Here is a 21,214-nt window from a genome sequence, read left to right as displayed (position 1 = left end):
TGAGTACGGGGGCTCAGGTACGGGCACCGTCCCCGCCATGAAGGTGTACGCCGACAGCTCGACGAGGTTCTCCCTCCAGCTCCTGCTCGACGCCCTGTTCGTGGCCTGGGTGCTGACCTGGATCTGGGCCGGCACCAAGGTCCACGACGGGGTGATGGCGCTCGCCGCGCCCGGGCTGAAGGCGGAGTCCTCGGCCGGCAGCCTCTCCGACTCCCTGTCCGACGCCGGCGACTTCCTCGGCGGCGTGCCGTACGTCGGGGACGGCGCGGCGACCCCGTTCGACCAGGCCTCCGGCGCCGCCGACTCGCTGGCCGAGGCCGGCCGCGCGTCGGTCGAGGCCGTGGAGTCGCTGGCGTTCTGGCTCGGGCTCGGCATCGCGGTGGTCCCGGTCCTGCTGCTCGCGGTGATCTACCTGCCCGGCCGGGTGCGCTGGGTGCTGGAGTCCACGGCGGGCCAGCGGTTCCTCGACGGGCCGGCCGACCTCGAGCTGTTCGCGCTCCGCGCGATGGGCAACCAGCCGCTGCACGTGCTGGCCAAGGTCACCGACGACCCCGCCGGGGCGTGGCGCCGGGGCGACGCCGACGTGATCGCCCGGCTCGCCGACCTCGAGCTCCGGGCGGCCGGCCTGAGCGCCCCCGGGACCGCGGCCGCCGTGCCGACGAGGGCGCTCTGATGTCCGGCGAGAGCGAGCGGAGCGAGCGCAGCGATCTGATCATCGCGACGCTGGACGACGCGTTCGCCCCGCTGATGGCCGCCGACCCGGTCGCCTTCCGCGGGAAGTACCGCACGATGGCCTCCGACCCGCACGCCTTCTACCGCGGGACCGCGTGCCTGTTCTACGCCGACGTCACCGGCCAGGACGACCCGTACGCCGACGCGCGCAGCGGCCGGATCTGGGTGCACGGCGACCTGCACGTCGAGAACTTCGGCACCTACCTCAACTCCGACGGCCGGCTGGTCTTCGACGTCAACGACTTCGACGAGGCCTACCTGGGGCGTTTCACCTGGGACCTGCAGCGGTTCGCGGCGTCGCTGGCGCTGGTCGGCTGGCAGAAGGCGCTGCCCGAGGACGACGTGCGCCGCCTCCTCGGCCGCTACGTGCGGGCCTACCTCGCCCAGGTCGACGAGTACGCCGGCAGCGACGAGGACGCCTACGAGTTCGCGCTGCACCTGGACAACACCGAGGGCCCGATCCACGCCGCGCTCGTCTCCGCGCGCCAGCGGCGGCGCGCGGACCTGCTCGACGCCTCCACCCTCCGCGTCGACGGCGTACGCCGCTTCCGCGAGGGCGACCACGTGCGCCGGCTCTCGAAGCGCGAGCACGCCAAGGTGGTGCGCGCCTACGAGCGGTACCTGGACTCGATCCCCGAGGACAAGCGCTCGCCCCGCGCGCTGTTCTACGACCTGCGCGACGTGGTGGGCAAGAGCGGGTTCGGCATCGGGTCGGCCGGCCTGCCGGCGTACAACCTGCTGATCGAGGGCACCAGCCAGGCCCTCGACAACGACGTGGTGCTGTCGATGAAGCAGGCCAACGTGCCGGCGATCAGCCGGTTCGTCGACACCGCGTCGGTGGACGCGTTCTTCCAGAACGAGGGGCACCGCACCGTGGTCAGCCAACGGGCCCTGCAGGTGCACACCGACCCGCTGCTGGGCTGGACCGAGATCGACGGCACCGGCTACGTGGTCAGCGAGATCTCGCCCTACGAGGTCGACCTCGACTGGGTGGGGCTGACCGAGCCCGACGAGATCGCGAAGGTCGTGGACCTGCTCGGTCGAGCGACCGCCAAGATCCACTGCGCGTCCGACGAGGACAGCGACCAGGACCTGGTCGACTTCCAGGTCGAGGAGGCGCTCGTCGCGAGCCTCGAGGGGCGGCGGCGCGAGTTCACCGCCTGGGTCACCGACTTCGGCCTGGCGTACGCCGACCGCGTGCGCGCCGACCACGCGCTCTTCGTGGAGGCGTTCCGGGAGGGCCGGATCGGGGTCTCCTCGACCTGAGTCCTCCTGGTCTGCGTCCGGCGCTAGGCCGGGAGCGGGACCAGGCCGGCGCCCCCGGACGGGGTCGCCACGAGGTGCGCCGGCGCCCGGAAGCCCTCCAGCACGAACGCCGCGTCGATGGCCCGCGCGACCGCGGCCACCCGCTCGTCGGGGACGATCGCGACGCTCGAGCCCCCGAACCCGCCGCCGGTCATCCGGGCCGCCAGGGCGCCGGCCTCGACCGCGATCGCGACCGCGGCGTCGAGCTCGGGGGTGGAGATCTCGAAGTCGTCGCGCATCGAGGCGTGCGAGCGCCGGAACGTCGCGCCGACGGCGTCCCAGTCGCCACGCTCCAGGGCGTCGACCGTCTCGGTGACCCGGGCGATCTCGGTCACCACGTGACGCGCCCGGCGGCGGACCCGCTCGTCCGCGATGCCCTCGACCGCGTCGAGGGTGGCCTCGCGCAGCGACGGGACGCCGAGCAGCCGGGCCGCCTCCTCGCAGTCGTCGCGGCGCGAGCCGTAGCCGCCGTCGGTGAGCGCGTGGCTGACCCGGGTGTCGGTGACCAGCAGGGTGCGGCCCGCGAGGTCGAGCGGCACCTGCCGGGTCTCGTCGGCGCCGAAGTCGATGAGCAGGGCGTGGCCCTCCCGCGCGAGGAGCGCGACGTGCTGGTCCATGCCGCCGGTCGGCGCGCCCGCGACCTCGGTCTCGGCGCGGATGCAGGCGGCGGCGAGGTCGGCGCGGTCGGCGTCCGGCGCGACCGCGACGGCGACGGCGCACTCGAGCGCGGCGGAGCTGGACAGCCCGGCACCGAGCGGCACGGTGCCGTCGACGTACACGTCGGCGCCCTCGACCCCGAGCCCCGCCTCACGCAGGGCCCACAGCACGCCGCCGGCGTACGCCGCCCACCCGGACGGGCCGCCGGGGGCGAGGTCGTCGAGGGTGCCCTCCCAAGGCTCGGCCTGCCGGCTGTCGATCCGGACCCGGCCGTCGGTGCGCGGCGCGAGCGCGGCGTACGTCGCGTGGGGGAGCGCGACCGGCAGCACCAGCCCGCCGTTGTAGTCGGTGTGCTCGCCGATCAGGTTGACCCGCCCGGGGGCCCGGCCCACCCGCGCCGGGGGGCCGCCGTACGACTCCTCGAAGGCGCGGCGCACCGACGCCGCCAGCTCCTCCGGGACACCCGGCTCGACCTGGTCCACCTGCGGCTGCATGGCTCCAACCTGCCAGAGACCCGGTAGATTTCTGCTACGTGCAGTTCCTTGACGGTGCGACCCCCCCGTACGACCTGACCTACGACGACGTCTACATGGTGCCGCGCCACTCGGCGGTGGCCAGCAGGTACGACGTCGACCTCGCCACCAGCGACGGCACCGGCGCGACGCTGCCGATCGTGGTCTCCAACATGACCGCGATCGCGGGCAAGCGGATGGCCGAGACCGTGGCCCGGCGCGGCGGGCTGGTGGTGATCCCGCAGGACATCCCGGTGCCGGTCGTCGCCGACGTCGTCGGCTGGGTCAAGCGACGGCACCTGGTCCTGGACACCCCGATCGAGCTGGCGCCGGACGCGACCGTCGCGGAGGCGCTCGCGCTCATCCCGAAGCGGGCGCACCGCGTCGCCGTGGTGGTGACCGACGGCTGCCCCGTGGGCGTGGTGACCGCCGAGGACTGCGCCGACGTCGACCGCTTCGCCCAGGTCCAGCAGGTGATGCGGCCCGTGGAGGTCGTCGTCCCCGCCGACATCGACCCGCGGAAGGCGTTCGACGCCCTGGACGCCGCGCGCGCCCCGGTGGCGGTCGGCGTCGACGACGCCGGGCGGCTGGTCGGCGTGCTGACGCGCACCGGCGCTTTGCGGGCGACGCTCTACCGCCCGGCGGTCGACGCGTCGGGCGGGCTGCGGATCGCCGCCGCCGTCGGGGTCAACGGCGACGTCGCCGAGAAGGCCGCGCGCCTCGTCGAGGCGGGCGTCGACGTCCTCGTGGTCGACACCGCGCACGGCCACCAGGACCGGATGCTCGACGCGCTCGCCGCGGTGCGCCGGGTCGCGGGCGGCGTGCCGATCGCGGCCGGCAACGTGGTCTCCGCGGAGGGCACCCGCGCGCTCGTCGAGGCGGGCGCCGACATCGTCAAGGTCGGCGTCGGCCCGGGCGCGATGTGCACGACGCGGATGATGACGGGCGTCGGCCGCCCGCAGTTCTCCGCCGTCCGGGAGTGCGCCGCCGCGGCCCGCGAGCTCGGCCGGCACGTGTGGGCCGACGGCGGGGTGCGGCACCCCCGCGACGTCGCGCTGGCACTGGCCGCGGGCGCGTCGAGCGTGATGATCGGGTCCTGGTTCGCCGGCACCCACGAGTCGCCCGGCGACCTCCTCGAGGACGCCGACGGCCGCGCGTACAAGGTGTCCTTCGGCATGGCCTCGGCCCGGGCGGTCGCGAACCGCACCTCGCAGGAGTCGGCGTACGACCGCGCGCGCAAGGGGCTCTACGAGGAGGGCATCTCGTCCTCGCGGATGTACCTCGACCCGCAGCGGCCCGGGGTGGAGGACCTGATCGACCAGATCTGCTCGGGGGTGCGGTCGGCGTGCACCTACGCCGGCGCGGCCACGCTGGAGGAGCTGCACGAGCGGGCGCTCGTCGGCCTCCAGTCGGCCGCGGGCTTCACCGAGGGTCGTCCGCTGGCGACGTCCTGGTGACGCCGCCGCCCGTCCGGTCGGCCTGGACGGAGATCACGAAGTCGTCGCCGTGCTCGGTGACGCCCGTGATCACCGCCTGCTCGACGGCGTCCACGGCGTACTGACGGCGCAGCACGACCGGGTCCTGGCGCAGGTCCTTCACCAGCGCCACGGACAGGCCGATCATCACCAGCACGAACGGCAGCGCCGCGACGATCGTGAGCGACTGTAGGCCGGAGAGGGCGTCGGCGCCGCCGGCGAGCAGCATCACGGCCGCGACGGCACCGGTGGCGACGCCCCAGAACACCACCGTCGCACGCCGGGGGGCCGTGGAGCCGCGCTCGGAGAGCGTGCCCATCACGATGGACGCCGCGTCGGCGCCGGAGACGAAGAAGATGGCGACCAGCAGCATCACGACGACGCTCGTGACCGTGGCGAGCGGGTAGTTCTCCAGGGTGGTGAACAGCTGCGACTCGAGGCCGTCGGCCCCCGCGATGTCGGTGCCGGTCTGCTGGAGCTTGATGGCGGCGCCGCCGAAGACGCAGAACCACACGAGGCTGACCAGGCTCGGGACGAGCAGCACGCCGGTGACGAACTGCCGGATGGTGCGGCCCCGGGAGATCCGGGCGATGAACATGCCGACGAACGGCGTCCAGGAGAGCCACCAGGCCCAGTAGAAGACCGTCCAGGTCTGCAGCCAGGCGTTGGTCTCGTCGCCCGCGGCGCCGGTGCGCGCGGCCATCATCGGCAGGTCGGCGACGAAGCTGCCGAGCGAGGTCGGCAGCAGGTCGAGGATGAAGACGGTCGGGCCGGCGACGAAGACGAACGCCGCGAGCGCGACGGCGAGGACCATGTTGGTGTTGGAGAGCCACTGGATGCCCTTGGCGACGCCGGAGACCGCCGACGCGACGAAGGCCGCCGTCAGCAGGGCGATCACGCCGACCAGGAGGGCGTTGCCGACCTCGCCGATCCCCGCGACGATCTCCAGCCCGCTGCTGATCTGGAGCGCACCCAGGCCCAGGGACGCCGCGGACCCGAAGAGGGTGGCGAAGATCGCCAGGATGTCGATGAGCTTGCCCCAGGGCCCGTGCGCGTGCCGACCGATCAGCGGCTCGAACGCGGCCGAGATGAGCTGCACCCGCCCCTTGCGGTAGACGCCGTAGGCGATCGCCAGGCCGACGACCGCGTAGATCGCCCACGGGTGCAGGGTCCAGTGGAAGAGGGTGGTGGCCATCGCGTCCTGCACGGCCTCGGGGTCGCCCGCCGCGCCGGTGCCGGGCGGGGGCGTCACGAAGTGGCTGATCGGCTCGCTGACGCCGTAGAACATCAGCCCGATCCCCATGCCGGCGCTGAACATCATCGCCACCCAAGAGACCGTCCGGAACTCCGGCTCCTCCCCGTCGCGGCCGAGGGTGATCGCGCCGTACCTGCTCAGCGCCAGCCACAGCACGAACACCACGAAGCCGCTCGACGTCAGGACGAAGAGCCAGCCGGTGTTGGCCATCGTCCAGCCGAGCGAGTCACCGGAGATCCGCTGGAGGGAGTCGGTGCCGAAGAACCCCCAGGCGAGGAACGCGACCGCGATCGCGGCGGTGACGCCGAAGACGACGCGGTCCAGGCCGGGGGCGCCCGGCCGGCGCACTCGAGCGACGTCGAGGACGGGGTGGCGGGGCGGCTGGTCGGGGCGCTTGTGGTCGGTGCTCGTCGACATGATCACGAGCGATTCTACCGACGTGGGAGCGCCCTACACGCGTTCGTGAGGACGCTCACGGCGTCCCGTGCTCAGCCGCGCGAGCTCCGCTCGGTGCGTCCGCGCACGATCCCGATGAAGTCCTGGATGCGCGGGTCGTCGTTGTCGACCAACCAGGCGAGCCCGATCTTCGTGGGCGCCAGGTCGGTCACCGGCCGGGTCACGACGTCCTTGCGGTGGTGCAGCCGCGCGACCGACATCGGGAGCACCACGATCCCGGTGCCCGAGGCGACCACCTCGACGGCGTCGCGCACGGTCATCGGCGGCCAGTCCAGCTGGTCGGCGTCCGGCGTCCAGCCCGAGGGGTGGGGGAGGACCAGCTGCTCGTCGACGAGGTCGGCGGTCTCGACCTCCTCGGCGGCACTGACGAGGTGCTCGCGTCCGGCGACGACGACCTGGACCTCGTCGTACAGCGGGATCAGGTGCAGGCCGTCGCGGTCGACGGGCAGCCGGACCAGGCACATGTCCAGCGTGCCGTCGCGGAGCCCCGCCTCCTGGGCGTCCTCCTCGACCGGCACCAGGTCGAGCGGCACCCGGCTGCGGGCGCGCCAGGTCGAGGCCCACTTGTCGGGCGTCGCGCCGGTCACGAACCCGACGCGGAACGGCTCTCGGCTCACGGGGGGAACCCTAGACGCCCGCGCCGGGCGCCCCGCGGTCAGGCGTGGGTGGCCACGAGGGCGGCGAGCTCGCGGTTGAAGGCGGGCAGGTCGTCGGGGTTGCGGCTGGTGACCAGGTTGCCGTCGACGACGACCTCCCGGTCGACCCAGGTGCCGCCGGCGTTGCGGACGTCGGTCCGGAGGCTCGGCCAGGACGTGAGCTCGCGTCCGGAGACCGCGTCGGCCTCGATCAGGGTCCAGATCGCGTGGCAGATGGCCGCCACGGGCTTCCCGGAGCCCATGAAGTCGCGGACGAAGGCGACGGCCGGCTCGTGGGTGCGCAGCGCGTCGGGGTTGGCCACCCCGCCGGGCAGCACGAGCGCGTCGTACTGGTCGGGGGAGACGTCGTCCACCACCGCGTCGACCGGGAACGTGTCGGCCTTGTCGAGGTGGTCGAACGCCTGCACCTCGCCGGGCTCAGTGCTGAGCAGCACCGGGGTGCCGCCGGCCTCCTGCACCGCCCGCCACGGGTCGGTGAGCTCGACCTGCTCGATGCCCTCGGTGGCGACCAGGAAGGCGACGGTCTTGCCGGACATGGCCTGGTTGTTCACGGGCGTTCCTCTCGTGGGGTACGGGGGCCGGTAGCCCGAGAGGAAGGGGACGAAACCGTGGCTCCCACGCTGGTGTACCGGGCGCCGATGCGCTCGCGGCGCGACGACGTCGACCACGGGGCGGCCGTCGAGCGCGCGCTCGCGCTGGGTCTGTGCGGCGTCGGGGGCCGGCTCGAGGGGCGGCCTCGCGACGCGGCCGACGCGGTCGCGATGACCGACGCGGCGCACGGCGAGCGGGTGGCCCGCCGGCTGGAGCGGTTCCAGGGGCTGCCGGACGGCACCGTCGTCTGGACGCGGACGCCCGACGGGCGCTACGCCCGCGGGACGCTCACCGGGCCGTGGCGCCACGCCCCCGACCCCGCGGCGTACGACCTGGACCTGGTGCACGTGCGCCCGTGCGCCTGGGACGAGCCGGTCGAGGAGCACCGGGTGCCGGCGGCGGTGGTCGCGACGTACCGGCGGGGCGGGCGCAACCTGCAGCGGGTCCGCGGGGCCGAGGAGGACTGAGGTCGGCGCGGTTCAGACGGCGACCGAGACCTCGGCGCGCCAGCTGACCGAGTGCGCCATCCCGACCGCCGCCACCTGGGAGGAGACCTCCAGCTTGGCGAGGATCGACTTGACCTGGGTGCGGACGGTCGCCTCGGACACGACGCTGGTCCGCGCGATGTCGCGCACGCAGTGGCCCTGCATGAGGTGGGCCAGCACCTCCTGCTCGCGCCGGGTCAGCGATCGGAGCCGGTCGTCGCGGCCCTCGCGCTGCCGCCGCTGGTCGGCCCAGAGGCGCACCAGCCGGTCGCGCTCGGCGCGGTCGATCACCGGCAGGCCCTGGTTGATCCGACGCACCACCGCCAGGATCTCGTTGAGCGGCCGGGTCTTCCCGATCACCGTGCGGGCACCGTGCCGGAGACACTCCCCCCACCGCGCGGGGTCGTCGCTGCCGGTGACCACCACGACCTGGGCGCCGGACGCCACGAGCGGCGCGACCATCCGGACGCCGTCGCCGTGGTGGCCGAGGTCGAGGTCGAGCAGCACGATGCGCGGCCGCAGCCGGAGGGCCGCGGTGAGCGCGGCCGTCGGCGAGGACCCGCACTCGTCGTCGCGCACCCGGCGCGCGTCGTACCCCTCCACCGAGAGCGCGAGCTCGAGGGACTCCGCGAACAGCGCGTGGTCGTCGACGACCAGCACGCGGACCTCGCTGCGTGCCATCTGCTGGGTCATGCGGGTCTCCTCCGGCTCGTGACCTGGACGCCACCGGCGCCCCGTAGGTCGAGTCTTCGACGACCGGGGCCGGTCCCGTGGCGGGTTCGGGTGCCGGCTACCCCATATCGGGGACGGCGCCGACCCGGGCCGTCAGTGCTCGGGCTCCCACCCGAAGTGGGTCCGGAGCTGACGGTTCCACCGGTTCGCCGGCAGCCGGGGGTCCAGCAGCGCCATGCCGAGGCAGTACTTGCTCAGCGAGAGGGGGCGGACCCCCAGCCGCCGGAGCATCCGGTCGACCGGCGACTCCGTCCCGGCCGTCTTGGACTCCACGACCACCAGGTCGCCGACGGGTCCGAACCGCCGCCCGGCGCCGTCGTGGAAGCCCAGGTTCACGTCGCAGGTCAGCCGGAAGCCGAGCTCGGGCGCCACGAGGGTGGACCGGTGGTAGACGGTCGTGAGGACCTCGCGCAGCACCGGCGTCGAGATGCTGTGACCGACCCTCGCGTCCGCGAGCGCGCGGGCGCCGGCGTCGAGCTCGTGGCGGGCGTCGAAGGAGTACGGGAAGCGCTCCTTGACCGTCTCGCCGTGGGCGCCGACGCTCTTGAACTCCAGCAGGCACTCGCCGGAGTCCAGGTAGGCACGGGTGCGGACCTTGACCCGCCGCCGGCGCCCGTGGGCGTGCTGGCGGTACGCCGCCAGGTCGGGGGTGTCGAAGTACACCGACTCGTAGCGGAAGAGCCGGAGGTCGCCGATCTGCAGCACGCACAGCTCGTCCTGCATCCGGTTCACGAGGTCGGTCAGCAGGCTCAGCGGGACGAGGTACTTCCGGTCCACCCGGGTCTGCAGCTCGGCGGCGGCCAGCACGTCCTCGAGGGTGAGGCGTCGAAGTCGCGAGGTGGCCTCGGCCACCGTGGCCTCGGGGGTCACGGCCTAGCACGATCGGTGCTGAGCAACGGAGCGCCGACGGGCGCCGCGCCGTCCCGCGTCGCCAGGCCCACCAGTCCCTCGTGCGAGGGGACCTGGCCGACGCCCGCCGCCGGCGGCGCCGGGAGGTCGCGCGCGGAGGGGTGGTCGGCGGCGGGGGCACGCAGGGTCGAGGCGGTGGACACCCGGTAGCGGACGTCGACCACCGTCAGGTCCCGCACGAAGTCGAGCTCCTGCACGATCAGGTGGCGCACGTCGATGCCGAGCCGGGTCTCGAGGTGGGCCCGCAGCAGCGCCTCGTCGGAGATCGCGGAGTCGAGGACGAGCAGCTGCCGGCGGGCACGCGGCAGCAGCCGGGGGTGGTCGGCGGCGTACATCACGGCCACGACCAGCGCGATGAGCAGCGGCACGAGGTACGTCGGGCCGGAGCCGACCCCGGCCAGCAGCCCGAGCACGAGGGCCACGAAGTAGTAGGCGATCTCCTCCTGGGTGATGCTGTCGGACCGCAGCCGGATGATGGAGAGGATGCCGAAGAGGCCCAGGCCGAGACCCGCCCCGACCGCCCCGGACGCCAGCATCGCGGTCGCGCTGAGGATGGCGACGTTCAGGGCGAGGTAGGCCAGCACCAGGTCGCGGCGCTGGTGCCGCCGGAAGTAGAGGGCGACCACGACGGAGATCGCGACCAGGTCGCAGGCGATGGGCAGGGCGGTGGCGGGGACGGTCATCGGTTCTCCTCCGAGCGGGCGTGCAGGCGGCGGGTGCTGGCGTGGTGGCAGGCGGGCGTCACGGTCGCCCGGCCTGGGGCAGGAGGAGCGACCACATGGTCGCGGCCCCGGAGGCCGCGTCCGCGGTGGCGGTCAGGGGGCCGTGGGGGCCGGCGGGCACGGGGCCGCCGGAGTCGGCCAGCAGGCTGCAGACCCGGCCGGCGTTCGCGCCGCAGGCCGCCTGCCGCCGCACCGTGCCCTCCGGGTGAGCCAGGCTCGTGGTGGCCGAGGACTTGTCGGCCCAGTACGAGACCACCCAGTCGCCGGCCGCCGCCTCCACGGCGGGCGCCGGGTGGCCGGCCCGGACGACCGTCTCGGTGGCCTTGGCGAGCCGGGGGGCGAGCATGTCCCCGCCGTACGCGGCGACGGTCAGGGTGTACTTCGCCGCGGCGTCCATCGAGAGGCGCACGGTCCTGCCGGCGTCGCCCGCAGCGGCCTCCTTGAGGTACACGAGGGTGTGCAGGGTCCCGGACGTGGCGCTGTCGGCCAGGGTCCACCCGCCGACCCCGGTGGGGCTGCCGACCGTCCGGGTGGCGTCGTTGAGGCTGAGCACCATGACCAGCCGGTCGCCGGCCGTCGTCCCGGAGGGGATGACCGCGTTGGGCGTGGACACGTTGCCCTGGTTGACGCTGCTGGCGACGTGGGTGAGCGGGCGGGCCGCCACCGGGGTGAGGTCATGACTCGTGGTCGCCGTGCCGCCGCTGTCGTCGGTCACGGTCAGCTGGACCACGACCGGACCGCCCGCGGCGTAGGCGTGGGTGGCGGTGCTCGACTCCGCGGTGGTCGCGCTGCCGTCACCGAAGTCCCAGGCGTAGGAGACGAGGGAGCCGTCGGGGTCGGTGGACGCCGCTGCCTCGAAGCGGCAGGCGAGGAAGGTGCAGTCCGCCGTGAGGGACGCCGTCGGGGCGGCGTTGTGCCGGGTCACGGTCACCGGGACCACGACCGAGCCCTCGGCGCCCTCGTCGTCGGTGACGGTCAGCCGGACCTCCCGGGTGCCCGAGGTCAGGAAGTCGTGGGTCGTCGTCGCGCCGGCCGCGGTCGCGCCCTCGCCGAGGTCCCAGGCGTAGGAGGCCACGCCGCCGTCGGGGTCGGTCGAGGCCGTGGCGTCGAAGTCGCAGCGGGTGCCGTCGCAGGCGTAGGTGACCGCGGCCGTCGGCGGCTGGTTCGGCTCCACGGTGCGCAGCACCACGGACCACGTGGTGGCCGTCGCGCTCGCCGCGTCCGCGGTCGCCACCAGGTCGCCGTACCGCCCGCTCGGGACCGGGCCCCCGGAGTCGGCGAGCGCGCTGCACACGTGGCCGGTGCCCGTGCTGCAGAGCGCCTGGCGGCCGGTCACCACGCCGGGCAGCGCGAAGCCGGTCGTGGCGGAGGACTTGTCGGCCCAGTAGGAGACCACCCAGGAGCCGGACGGGACCTCGACGGCGGGCGTCGCGTGGTCCGGCCGCAGCACGGTCTCCGCGAGGCTCGCCTGGACGAGGGCACCGGGGCGTGCGCCGGCGTACCCGGCGACGGTCATCGTGTACTTGGCTGCCGCGTCGAGGGTGACGGTGACCCGCCTGCCGGCGTCGGCGGCAGCCGCGACCTTTGTGTAGAGGCGGGTCTGCATGCTGCCGGAGGTGGCGGTGCCCAGGACGGTCCAGCCGGTGACGCCGGACGGCGAGGACAGGGCTCGGCCGGTGGTGTTGAGGGAGAGCGCCAGGACCAGGCGGTCGCCGGCCGACACCGATGCCGGCACGGTCACGTTCGGCGTCGCGACGTTGCCCTGGTTCGCCGCGCCGGCGACGTAGGCCACCGTGCTCGGTGCGGGCGCCGCGACCACGTGCTGCGTCGACGACGCCCGGCTGGTCGCTCCGTCGTCGTCGGTGGCGACCAGCTCGACGGTGTAGGTGCCGGGGCGCGCGTAGGCGTGGTCGGGTGCGGAGCCCGTCCCCGTCGTACCGTCCCCGAAGTCCCAGGCGAGGTCGGCGACGGTGCCGTCGCCGTCGGTGGTCGCGCCGGCGTCGAAGGCGCACTCGAGGAAGTCGCACGTGGCGGTGAAGGAGGCGGTGGGCGGGGTGTTCGGCCTCACGACGGAGACCTGCCGGGTGACCGAGGAGGTGAGGCCGCCGTCGTCGGTGACGGTGAGCGTGACGTCGTAGGTGCCGGTCTCGGCGAAGTCCTTGCGCGGCGCCGGGCCGCCGCCCTCCTCGCCGTCGCCGAACGTCCACTCGTAGGACGAGATGCTGCCGTCCGGGTCGGTCGAGCCGCCCGCACCGCCCGCGTCGAAGGCGCACGCGAGGCCCGCGCAGTCGGCGGTGAAGGCGGCCGTCGGGGCCGCGTTCGGCAGCACCGAGGCGAGGAAGACCGCCCGCCCGCGCCAGTCGGTGGTCGCGTCGGCGACGGTCGCGGTTCCGGTCAGGGTCCCGGCCGCGAGGCTGGTCCGGAGCAGCTGGCCGGTGGGGTCGACGACGTACAGGGCCGTGCCGTCGAGGAACATCCCCTGCGCGGTGCCCCAGCTGATCCCGCCGGTGCCGACGACGGTGTGCTCGACTCCGCCGACGATCCCGCTGTCGGGGGAGAACCACCGCCAGGACAGGCCGGGCTGGCCGCTCCGGCTGTAGTAGACGCGGCCGTCGGCGTAGGCCATGCCGGTCACCCCGGCCAGCTGGCCGTACCAGGCCGGGAGCACGCCGGCGTAGGTCTGCCCGGCGGGGCCACTGCCGGTCGGGACGCCGCTCCACAGGGGGTCGAGGTAGGGGTTCACCGGCGTCGCAGGGCCGAAGGCCACGCCGTCGAAGGAGCGGCGGTGGAGGAGACCGTCCGCGGCGCCGTAGAAGAGGGTGCGGCCGACCATGAACGCCCCCCGCACCGTCGTCCAGTCGAGACCGGACGCCGTGGTGACGTCGTGGCGGGACGCCACGGCGGAGCCGTCGAAGGAGATGACGCTGGCGACGTCGGAGCTCGACCGGGCCCCGGTGTCGACCACCTCGACCGCGTTGACCAGCGGGTCGCCCGCGACGTGGGTGAAGTCGATGTCGACGACGCCGTCGCTGACGACGTCGAAGGCCTTCATCGTGCCCTTGCCGACCCCAGGATCGACGTTCGGGTCGTGGCCCGAGAGCCGGGTGACCCCGTCGATCGCGACGGAGAACCGGCGTACGGACGTCGACCGACTGGCGAAGAAGATCCGGACCTGCGCCCGGGTCCCGCTCGCCACCGGGAGCGTCCACCGCATCTCGTTGCCCCCTGGCGGGTCGTAGCGCTCGGAGGTCCAGATGCCCGGCGGGGCCGACGCGGGCACCCCGACCAGGTTCGCCGCGGTGAGCGCGCCCCGCGAGGCGGTGGTGCTGCCGCTGGTGCGGAGCGGGCTGGTCGCCCCGGTGTCCGACGCCCAGTCCGGCCCGCCGTCCACGGACGCGAGCGCCGGCCCGCCGGCGTTCACGCGGTGGAGCACGTTGGTGGCCGCCCGCGGCGCCCCGACGTACACGTTGCCCGGCAGGGTCCCGGTGCTGGTCGAGGCGGTGTCGTAGCCCTCGCTGTAGGGGAAGAAGGCGATCCGCGGACGCTGGTAGCGGCGGTTCCCGACCCAGTCGGTGTCGCTGACCACCCACACGCCCGCCTCGGTCTCGACCACCTCGTAGGCCGCCTCGCCGCGCGGGTTGCGACCCGGGTTCCACCGCAGCGGCACCCCCGACCGGGGGTCGAGGGCCGCCAGGCCGGGTCGCGGCACCGCACCCTGCGCCGCGCGGTCGGCGCCGCTGGGGTTGTTGAGCCAGCGCTGGTGCCCGCCGACGTACACCGCGGAGCGGGTCACCTCCACCCCCCAGAGCGTGTCGCCGCCGGTGGAGGCCGTCCAGGTCGGCGTGAGCGCCGTGCCGACGGCGTGGGTCTCGAAGCGCGCGGCGGTGTCGCAGAGCGTGCCGCTGTTCGGGCCGCCGGTGGTGGCCACGACGAAGAACGACCCGTCCGGGGACATCTCGACGTCGCGCATGTAGCTGTCGTAGGCCTGGGGGCCGCAGACCGGCGCGTATTGCGCCGTGGACCAGTCCGTCGACACCGAGGCGACGTCCCCGGTCAGGTCGAGCATGACGATCTGGTTGCGGGCGTGCCCGGCCACCGTGCGGAAGTTGCCCACCACCACCAGGCGGTCGCCGGCCGGGGTCACGCCGGCCTCGCGGGGGCCCACCGGGCCCTGCGCCCCGGAACCGGTGTTGTTGTGGTGGCCCGAGACCGTGAGGTCCAGGAAGGGGTCGAGGGCGCCCGTGCTCGCGTTCAACGTCACCAGCTGGCCATGGGTCACGCCGCCGACCTTCGTGAAGAAGCCGCCGATGAACAGCCGGTTGCCGGGAAGCAGGTCCATCGTCTGGATGCCGCCGTTGGTCGTCGGTGCCCGGAACGACGAGACGGCCAGGCCGGTCCTGACGTCGAGCAGCTGGAGGTGGTTCGGACCCTTGCCGTTGATCTTGGTGAAGTCGCCGGCGACGTAGACGGTGTTCGCGGTGGGGCCCGGGAGGAGCTGCTGGACCGCGCCGTCGACGGTGGGGTTGAACGTCGGGCTCACCGCGCCGGTGGCGGCGTCGAAGACGACCAGGTTCTGCCGCGTGTGCGGCGTGCCGTTCATGGGGTCGGCCACCTGGGTGAAGTGCCCGCCGGCCACCATGACCTCGCCGACCTGCACGATCTTGCTGACCTCGCCGTCGAGCACCCACGGCGTCCGCTTGCTGGGGACGTCGCCGGGCATCCGGCCGTCGGCGGCCGCGGTCGTGGAGGCGGCCGGGGGAGCGGCGCCCGCGACCGCAGCGGTCGGCGCCGACAGCGCTGGCAGCGCTGAGAGCGCGAGCACCGCGACCGCGGCGGTGACGATTCGACGACGCACGGGTGCCTCCGAGGCTCTGAGGGGTGCCGGAGGCAGGTGTGGGCCCCCGCGGGTCATGTCAGTGGACGAGGCGGCGCCTCGGCGCCGTGCGCGCCGGAGGTGCCCACAATTGGGGAGGGGCGGGCAGGGCCGACAGGCCGGGGGGCTCCCTGATTTCGGGGATAGCGGACCGCCGCCCCCACGCAGTGCCGGTGCGCGTACCAAGGTCACGCGGAGGGCCCGCGGTGGATCACCACCAAGCGGCTCCGACGACGCGACGAGGAGTGCAGCGATGATCGGATCGAGGAACGCGCGAGGCCTGCGGGGCGGGGTCGCCGCCGCCGTGGTGACCGCCGTGGTGGCTGCCCTGCTCGGGGTGACGGGGTACGTCGCGCCGCCCGCTCACGCGGTCGACGTCATCACGTTCCGCGCGGCGGCCGAGGCCGTCTTCAACCAGCCCACGGCCCGGGTGACGATCCCCGCGTCGGTGCGGGCGGGCGACGGCATGCTGCTCTTCGTCACCAGCAACAAGGCGCTGGCCTCGATCACGGTCGACCCCGCCGGCTGGACCCGTGAGGGCAGCCGGCTCGCCAGCACCGACACCGAGACGATCCTGTACAGCCGCGTGGCCACGGCCACCGACGCGGGCCGGAACGCCGCCGTCGACTTCTCCGCGACCACGAAGTCGACGATCACGCTCGTCGCGTACGACGGGACCGCCGCCGACCCGGTCTCGGCGTTCTCCTCCGCGGCGGAGACCGTGAACCGGGCGACCCACACCACGCCGAGCGTCAACGTCACCGCGGCGGGCTCCCACGTCGTCTCGTACTGGGCCGACAAGTCGGCGAGCCAGACGACGGGCTGGACCACCCCGGCCGGCCAGACCCGGCGCAGCATCGCGCTCGGCACCGGAGCCGGGCGGATCACGTCCCTGACGACCGACGCGGTCCCGGCCGCCGTCGGCGTCCGGGCCGGCACCGCGGCGACCGCCGCCGTCTCGACGGCGAAGGCGACGATGTGGAGCGTCGTCCTCCAGCCCGACCCCACCGCGGAGCCCAACGTGGCGCCGGTGGCGTCGTTCACCGCCAGCTGCCCGCAGGCGACCTGCACCGTCGACGCGTCCGGCTCCTCCGACACCGCGCCCGGCACCGTCTCCTCCTACGCCTGGGACTTCGGTGACGGCACCACCGCGACCGGGGTGACGGCGAACCACACCTACGCCACACCCGGCACCAAGACGATCACCCTGCGGGTCACCGACGACCAGGGCCTGACCTCCGCTCCGGCCACGCGCACCGTCGAGGTCCGGGCCGCCACGGGTGGGGAGCCGGCGCCCGGCCACACCCGCCTGGTGCCGGACAAGCCGCGTGCCAACACCCCGGTGATCGGTAACGGCGAGATCTGGGACATCGAGGTGGTGCCCAGCCTGAACCGGGTCTTCATCGCCGGCACGTTCACCTCGCTGGCCAACCAGGTGTCGCCGACCACCACCGTCAACCAGGCGGGGCTGGCGTCGTACAACTACGTCACCGGCCAGATCGACACCGCGTTCCGCCCGACCTTCAACGGCGGGGTGACCTCGGTGGAGGCGACGCCCGACGGGAGCAAGCTCTTCGTCGGCGGCAGCTTCAACACCGTCGGCGGGGTGACCCGCCAGAAGGTCGCGAGCCTCGACCTCACGACGGGGGCGCCGCTGAGCACGTTCAGCTTCGCGCAGAACACCAACAACCAGGTCACGGCGCTCGCCGCGTCCAACTCGACGCTGTACGTCGGCGGGCGGTTCACCCGCCTGAACGGCGTGCTCAAGGGTGCCCTCGCCGCGGTGAACACCGCCTCCGGAGCGGTCGACACCTCGTTCAGCAACGACATCACCGGCGGCATCGGGGTGAACGGTGCCCTCGGCGTGCCGCAGCTCAAGCTGACCCACGACGGCAGCAAGCTCCTGGTCGTGCACACCGGGCGGCAGATCGCCGGCGCGGACCGCTACGGCATGGGCATCATCGACACCGTCTCCAAGCAGCTGCTCCCGTGGCGGAGCACGCTGTGGGACGACAACCTGGGCCGCGTCGGTGGCGTCACCCGGATCTACGGAGGCGACATCGCCCCGGACGACTCCTACTTCGTGGTCACCAGCGGGTCCGGCGGGGACGCGCCGCCGCTGAGCGACACCGCGATCGCCTACCCGCTGACCGCGGCGGCGGTGCAGGACCCGGACGTCCAGCCGATGTGGATCTCCCGGCACTTCGACAGCATCTACTCCGTCGCCGTCACCGAGCAGGCGGTCTACCTCGGGGGCCACTTCCAGTTCATCGAGTCGCCCAGCTCCGACGACCCGTGGCCCGGCCTCGACAACGTCGGCTACGGCACCGGCCAGGGCCTCGCCGGCTACGGCCTCGGCGACCAGGTCGTCCGGCGTGACCACATCGCGGCGGTCTCGCCGACGACCGGCAAGGCCGTCGAGTGGAACCCGACCGGCGGCTCCAACTCCTTCGAGGGCAACAAGGCGATGGAGGCGACCCCCCGCGGTCTGTTCATCGGCGGCGACGGGATGTTCCAAGGCGGCGTCCGCACCGGCCGGGTGGCGTTCTACGACTTCACCACGGTCACCGCCCCCGCGCCCCTGCCCGACACCACCATCAGCACCCCGATCGAGGGCCGGGTGGTCGCCAACAACACGCCCTTCTCGGTCACCGGCACGGCGCGGGTCGCGACCGGGAGCGTCGGCCGCGTCCAGGTGCGGATCCAGGACCGGGACAGCGGCCAGTACCTGACCTCCGGCAACACCTGGACCTCGACGGACACCGCCGTCAACGCCACCCTCGACCCCGGGACGACGTCACGCACCTGGCGCCTCGAGAACCGGATCGTCACGACCAACCGGAACCTGCTGGTCAGTGCCCGCGCGTTCACCGCACCGACCGGCGGGACGGGCGACGCGACGCCGGCGACGAAGAAGATCGAGTCGTTCAGCACCGAGGACCAGACGCCGACGACCAACATCACGGGGCCGAGCGGCATCCAGGCCTCCCCGACCTTCACGGTGACCGGCACCGCGACCGACGACAAGGGCGTCAACTCGCTGAGCTTCTGGTTCCGCGACGAGCAGAACCGCTACCTGCAGGCGGACGGCAGCGTCAGTGACATCTTCAACACCTTCCGCGGGACGCCCGACGTCATCGGCGCGACCAACGCGACCTGGTCCTACGACGTGACCCTGCCGCACGAGGGCGTCTGGCGGGGCAGCGCGACCGCGACCGACACGATCGGCCAGGCCGACCTGCGCAGCGCCACCCGCGACTGGACCGTCGACTCCAACGCCGTGGCGCCGACGGTGACCATCCAGCAGCCGGTCGAGATGACGCCGCCGTTCGCCGCCAACCCGGTCAACGTGGAGCCGGGGGGCCGGATCACCTTCGCGGGCACCGCTGCTGACGACGAGGGCCTCAAGAACGTCGAGATCACCCTGCGGAACAACTCCACCGGCGAGCGGCTCAGCGCCGACGGCAGCTGGGGCGCCAACGTCAGCGCAGGCAACCACCGGATCTCGCCGGTCGACATCGGCGGCTCCACCTACAACTGGAGCTGGACGACGCCGTTCAACCTCACGCCCGGCAGCTACGCGTTCACCGTCCGGGCCACCGACGACGACGACCTCAGCACGTCCTCGACCAACCAGGGCCGGCTGACCGTCAACGCCCAGATCGCCGGGGACGCGGCGCCCGACACCACGATGGGCTTCACGGCTCCGACCGACGAGTCGCTCGCGGTCACCCTCGCGGGCACCGCGACCGACGACAAGGGGGTCGCCAGCGTGCGGGTGACGCTGCAGGACCGGGACACCGGCCGCTACCTGCAGCCCAACGGGACCATGTCCGCCACCCCCGCCGTCCGGGAGGCGACCCTCGCCACCCCGGGCGGCACCACGACGACGTGGTCGCTCGCCCTGACCCTGCCCACCGGCGGGAACTGGTCCTTCACCGCGATGTCGATCGACACGGCGGGCCAGCAGGACTCCTCGACGGCGGGCGCGACCGCGACGTACGCGGCGTACCCCAGCGACGGGCCGCCCACCCTGAGCGAGACGCTCGGCCAGCCGCAGAGCGGGGCGAGCTTCGCCGACGGCAAGATCGTCGTCACCGGCCGGGCCGAGGACGCCCCGGACGCCAGCGCGAGCATCGCGCGGGTGGAGGTCGGCATCGTCAACGCCGCCGGCCAGTGGATGAGCTCCGCCGGCGCGTTCACCAGCACTACGGCCAGCTACCGCACCGCCTTCCTCAACAGCCCGGGCAGCGTGGGGTCCAACTACTCCTTCACGACGCCGGTCATCCCGGCCGGCACCTACAGCGTCCGGGTCCGCCCGGTCGACGTGCACAACCAGATCGGGACGGAGCGGATCTCGACCGGCGTGACGGTCACCCAGCCGAGCAACACCCCGCCCGTCGCGAGCTTCGCCTACAGCTGCAGCCAGAACGTGTGCACCTTCGACGGACGCGGGTCCACCGACGAGAACACGGCCTCGCTCACCTACGCCTGGAACTTCGGCACCCAGGGGACCGCCAGCGGGCCGCTGCCCACGAAGACCTTCACGGCACCGGGCACCTTCCCGGTCACGCTGACGGTCACCGACGAGTGGCGGGCCAGCGGCACCTCCGTGGCGCAGAACGTGACGATCGCCGAGCCGGCGGGCAACAGCGCCCCCACGCCGACGTTCGTGCAGAGCTGTCAGGGCCTGACCTGCTCGGTGAGCAGCCAGGGCACCACCGACCCGAACAGCGGGGACGTCATCAGCTACTCCTGGAACTGGGGAGACGGCACGACGCCGAGCACCGGTGCGTCCCCGGCCGCCCACGTGTACGCCGGCTCGGGCACCTACACGATCACGCTGACCACCAGCGACGGCTGGGGCAAGTCGGCATCGACGACCCGCACCTTCACGCTGAGCGAGCCGGCGGGCAACCGGGCGCCGCAGGTGGACTTCACCGCCTCGTGCGCGTCCTTCACGGTGTGCCAGATGAACAGCGCCGGGACGGTCGACCCCGACGGCGACGCGCTCAGGTACTCCTGGGTCTGGGGAGACCAGACGACGCCGTCGACGACGGCCAACCCCGCGCACACCTACGCCAGCCCCGGGACGTACTCGATCGTCCTGACGGTGAGCGACGTGTGGGGCAAGTCCGCGACCGCGACCCGCCAGGTGACGATCACGGAGCCGGGGGACAACCGGGCCCCGACGGCCGTCATCGCCTCCGGCACCTGCTCGGCGATCACCACCTGCGTCCTGAGCGGCACCGGGAGCAGTGACCCGGACACCGCGGCCGGCGACGGCATCCGGAACTACCAGTGGAGCTGGGGGGACGGCACGCCGGACACCCTGGGCACCAGTGCCAGCCAGTCGCACGTGTACGACGTGGCAGGGACCTACACGGTGACGCTCCGGGTGCTGGACAAGTGGGGTCGCGCCAGCGCCCCGGTCACGATCGCGGTGACGACCCAGCCCGAGCCGGCCACCAACGCCGCACCGACGGCCGTCTTCACGCCGACCTGCACCGGACGGACCTGCTCGGTCAGCGCCGCGGGCAGCGCCGACGCCGACGGAGGGATCCGCAACTACACCTGGAAGTGGGGCGACGGGACGGTGGACACCGTGACCACGACGACCAGCTCGTCCCACGTCTACGTCGCGGCGGGCACCTACACGGTGACGCTGGTGGTCGCCGACAACTGGGGCAAGAAGACCACGGTCACGCGGCAGGTCACCATCACCTGAGGGGGCCCGTGGCGCCGGGGGACGGCGCGACCAGGATCACGCGTCTTGATCGCCGAGTTCGGCGACGTCGGAAGATCATTGTGTGGTATGCGTTACCGTCCCTGGAATGCATACCCATACCCCGGC

General features: G+C 73.5%; 13 protein-coding genes. 5 read left to right on the top strand and 8 right to left on the bottom strand.

The window, feature by feature from the left end:
* Positions 1 to 37 precede the first annotated feature (37 nt).
* Together H4O22_RS10785 and H4O22_RS10780 are read left to right on the top strand one after the other, a co-directional pair.
* Entirely contained in the window at positions 38 to 673 is a 636-nt protein-coding gene (locus H4O22_RS10785) for a hypothetical protein (protein WP_182523418.1), read from the top strand.
* Positions 673 to 1,998, top strand: a complete 1,326-nt coding sequence (locus H4O22_RS10780; RefSeq protein ID WP_182523417.1) for a DUF2252 domain-containing protein — start codon at positions 673 to 675, stop codon at positions 1,996 to 1,998. The genes H4O22_RS10785 and H4O22_RS10780 overlap by 1 nt, the downstream gene beginning before the upstream one ends.
* 23 nt (positions 1,999 to 2,021) lie before the next feature.
* Here H4O22_RS10780 and galK read toward each other — a convergent pair whose 3' ends face one another.
* Positions 2,022 to 3,188 carry a galactokinase gene (gene galK, locus H4O22_RS10775; protein ID WP_182523416.1) on the bottom strand — a complete coding sequence of 389 codons (1,167 nt, stop codon included), beginning with the start codon at positions 3,186 to 3,188 and terminating at the stop codon, positions 2,022 to 2,024.
* Between the two features lie 38 nt (positions 3,189 to 3,226).
* On the opposite strand from galK, the gene H4O22_RS10770 reads away from it, so the two are divergent.
* Complete coding sequence (locus tag H4O22_RS10770) at positions 3,227 to 4,663, top strand: GuaB1 family IMP dehydrogenase-related protein (protein ID WP_182523415.1); 1,437 nt, start codon at positions 3,227 to 3,229, stop codon at positions 4,661 to 4,663.
* Here H4O22_RS10770 and H4O22_RS10765 read toward each other — a convergent pair.
* The 3 genes from H4O22_RS10765 to H4O22_RS10755 all read right to left on the bottom strand — a co-directional run bounded on the left by H4O22_RS10765 (position 4,629) and on the right by H4O22_RS10755 (position 7,599).
* On the bottom strand, positions 4,629 to 6,353 hold the full coding sequence (locus H4O22_RS10765) for a BCCT family transporter (protein WP_182523414.1): 1,725 nt from the start codon (positions 6,351 to 6,353) through the stop codon (positions 4,629 to 4,631). The two genes, H4O22_RS10770 and H4O22_RS10765, sit on opposite strands and share 35 nt — an antisense overlap.
* A gap of 71 nt (positions 6,354 to 6,424) precedes the next feature.
* Positions 6,425 to 7,009, bottom strand: a complete 585-nt coding sequence (locus H4O22_RS10760) for a LysR family substrate-binding domain-containing protein (protein ID WP_182523413.1) — start codon at positions 7,007 to 7,009, stop codon at positions 6,425 to 6,427.
* Between the two features lie 38 nt (positions 7,010 to 7,047).
* A complete protein-coding gene (locus H4O22_RS10755; protein WP_280530159.1) occupies positions 7,048 to 7,599 on the bottom strand; it encodes a type 1 glutamine amidotransferase domain-containing protein in 552 nt (183 codons plus the stop codon).
* Between the two features lie 57 nt (positions 7,600 to 7,656).
* On the opposite strand from H4O22_RS10755, the gene H4O22_RS10750 reads away from it, so the two are divergent.
* A complete protein-coding gene (locus tag H4O22_RS10750; RefSeq protein WP_182523412.1) occupies positions 7,657 to 8,106 on the top strand; it encodes a GAF domain-containing protein in 450 nt (149 codons plus the stop codon).
* Positions 8,107 to 8,118: 12 nt separating this feature from the next.
* On the opposite strand, the gene H4O22_RS10745 is transcribed toward H4O22_RS10750, so the two are convergent.
* The 4 genes from H4O22_RS10745 to H4O22_RS20760 form a co-directional block, all read right to left on the bottom strand.
* Positions 8,119 to 8,817 carry a LuxR C-terminal-related transcriptional regulator gene (locus H4O22_RS10745; protein ID WP_227466111.1) on the bottom strand — a complete coding sequence of 233 codons (699 nt, stop codon included), beginning with the start codon at positions 8,815 to 8,817 and terminating at the stop codon, positions 8,119 to 8,121.
* A 132-nt stretch (positions 8,818 to 8,949) separates the two neighbouring features.
* Positions 8,950 to 9,726 (bottom strand): polyphosphate polymerase domain-containing protein, encoded by a 777-nt coding sequence (locus H4O22_RS10740; RefSeq protein ID WP_182523411.1) that lies wholly within the window; start codon positions 9,724 to 9,726, stop codon positions 8,950 to 8,952.
* On the bottom strand, positions 9,723 to 10,448 hold the full coding sequence (locus H4O22_RS10735; protein ID WP_182523410.1) for a DUF4956 domain-containing protein: 726 nt from the start codon (positions 10,446 to 10,448) through the stop codon (positions 9,723 to 9,725). Before H4O22_RS10735 ends, H4O22_RS10740 begins: the two co-directional genes overlap by 4 nt.
* Positions 10,449 to 10,506: 58 nt before the next feature.
* Positions 10,507 to 15,342: a PKD domain-containing protein gene (locus tag H4O22_RS20760; RefSeq protein ID WP_182523409.1), complete on the bottom strand. Its 4,836-nt coding sequence runs from the start codon at positions 15,340 to 15,342 to the stop codon at positions 10,507 to 10,509.
* A 271-nt stretch (positions 15,343 to 15,613) separates the two neighbouring features.
* Between H4O22_RS20760 and H4O22_RS20585 the strand changes: the two genes are divergently transcribed.
* Positions 15,614 to 21,088 carry a PKD domain-containing protein gene (locus H4O22_RS20585; protein WP_280530158.1) on the top strand — a complete coding sequence of 1,825 codons (5,475 nt, stop codon included), beginning with the start codon at positions 15,614 to 15,616 and terminating at the stop codon, positions 21,086 to 21,088.
* Positions 21,089 to 21,214 lie beyond the last annotated feature (126 nt).

This window comes from Nocardioides dongkuii (assembly GCF_014127485.1).
Lineage (GTDB): Bacteria > Actinomycetota > Actinomycetes > Propionibacteriales > Nocardioidaceae > Nocardioides > Nocardioides dongkuii.
This window is presented reverse-complemented; position numbering and strand designations above follow the sequence as displayed.

Bases quoted from the DNA above. Each gene is read 5' to 3' on its own strand.
- H4O22_RS10735 (WP_182523410.1), bottom strand. From the start codon at position 10,448: ATGACCGTCCCCGCCACCGCCCTGCCCATCGCCTGCGACCTGGTCGCG.
- H4O22_RS20585 (WP_280530158.1), top strand. From the start codon at position 15,614: ATGATCGGATCGAGGAACGCGCGAGGCCTGCGGGGCGGGGTCGCCGCC.
- galK (WP_182523416.1), bottom strand. From the start codon at position 3,188: ATGCAGCCGCAGGTGGACCAGGTCGAGCCGGGTGTCCCGGAGGAGCTG.
- H4O22_RS10765 (WP_182523414.1), bottom strand. From the start codon at position 6,353: ATGTCGACGAGCACCGACCACAAGCGCCCCGACCAGCCGCCCCGCCAC.
- H4O22_RS10745 (WP_227466111.1), bottom strand. From the start codon at position 8,817: ATGACCCAGCAGATGGCACGCAGCGAGGTCCGCGTGCTGGTCGTCGAC.
- H4O22_RS10780 (WP_182523417.1), top strand. From the start codon at position 673: ATGTCCGGCGAGAGCGAGCGGAGCGAGCGCAGCGATCTGATCATCGCG.
- H4O22_RS10785 (WP_182523418.1), top strand. From the start codon at position 38: ATGAAGGTGTACGCCGACAGCTCGACGAGGTTCTCCCTCCAGCTCCTG.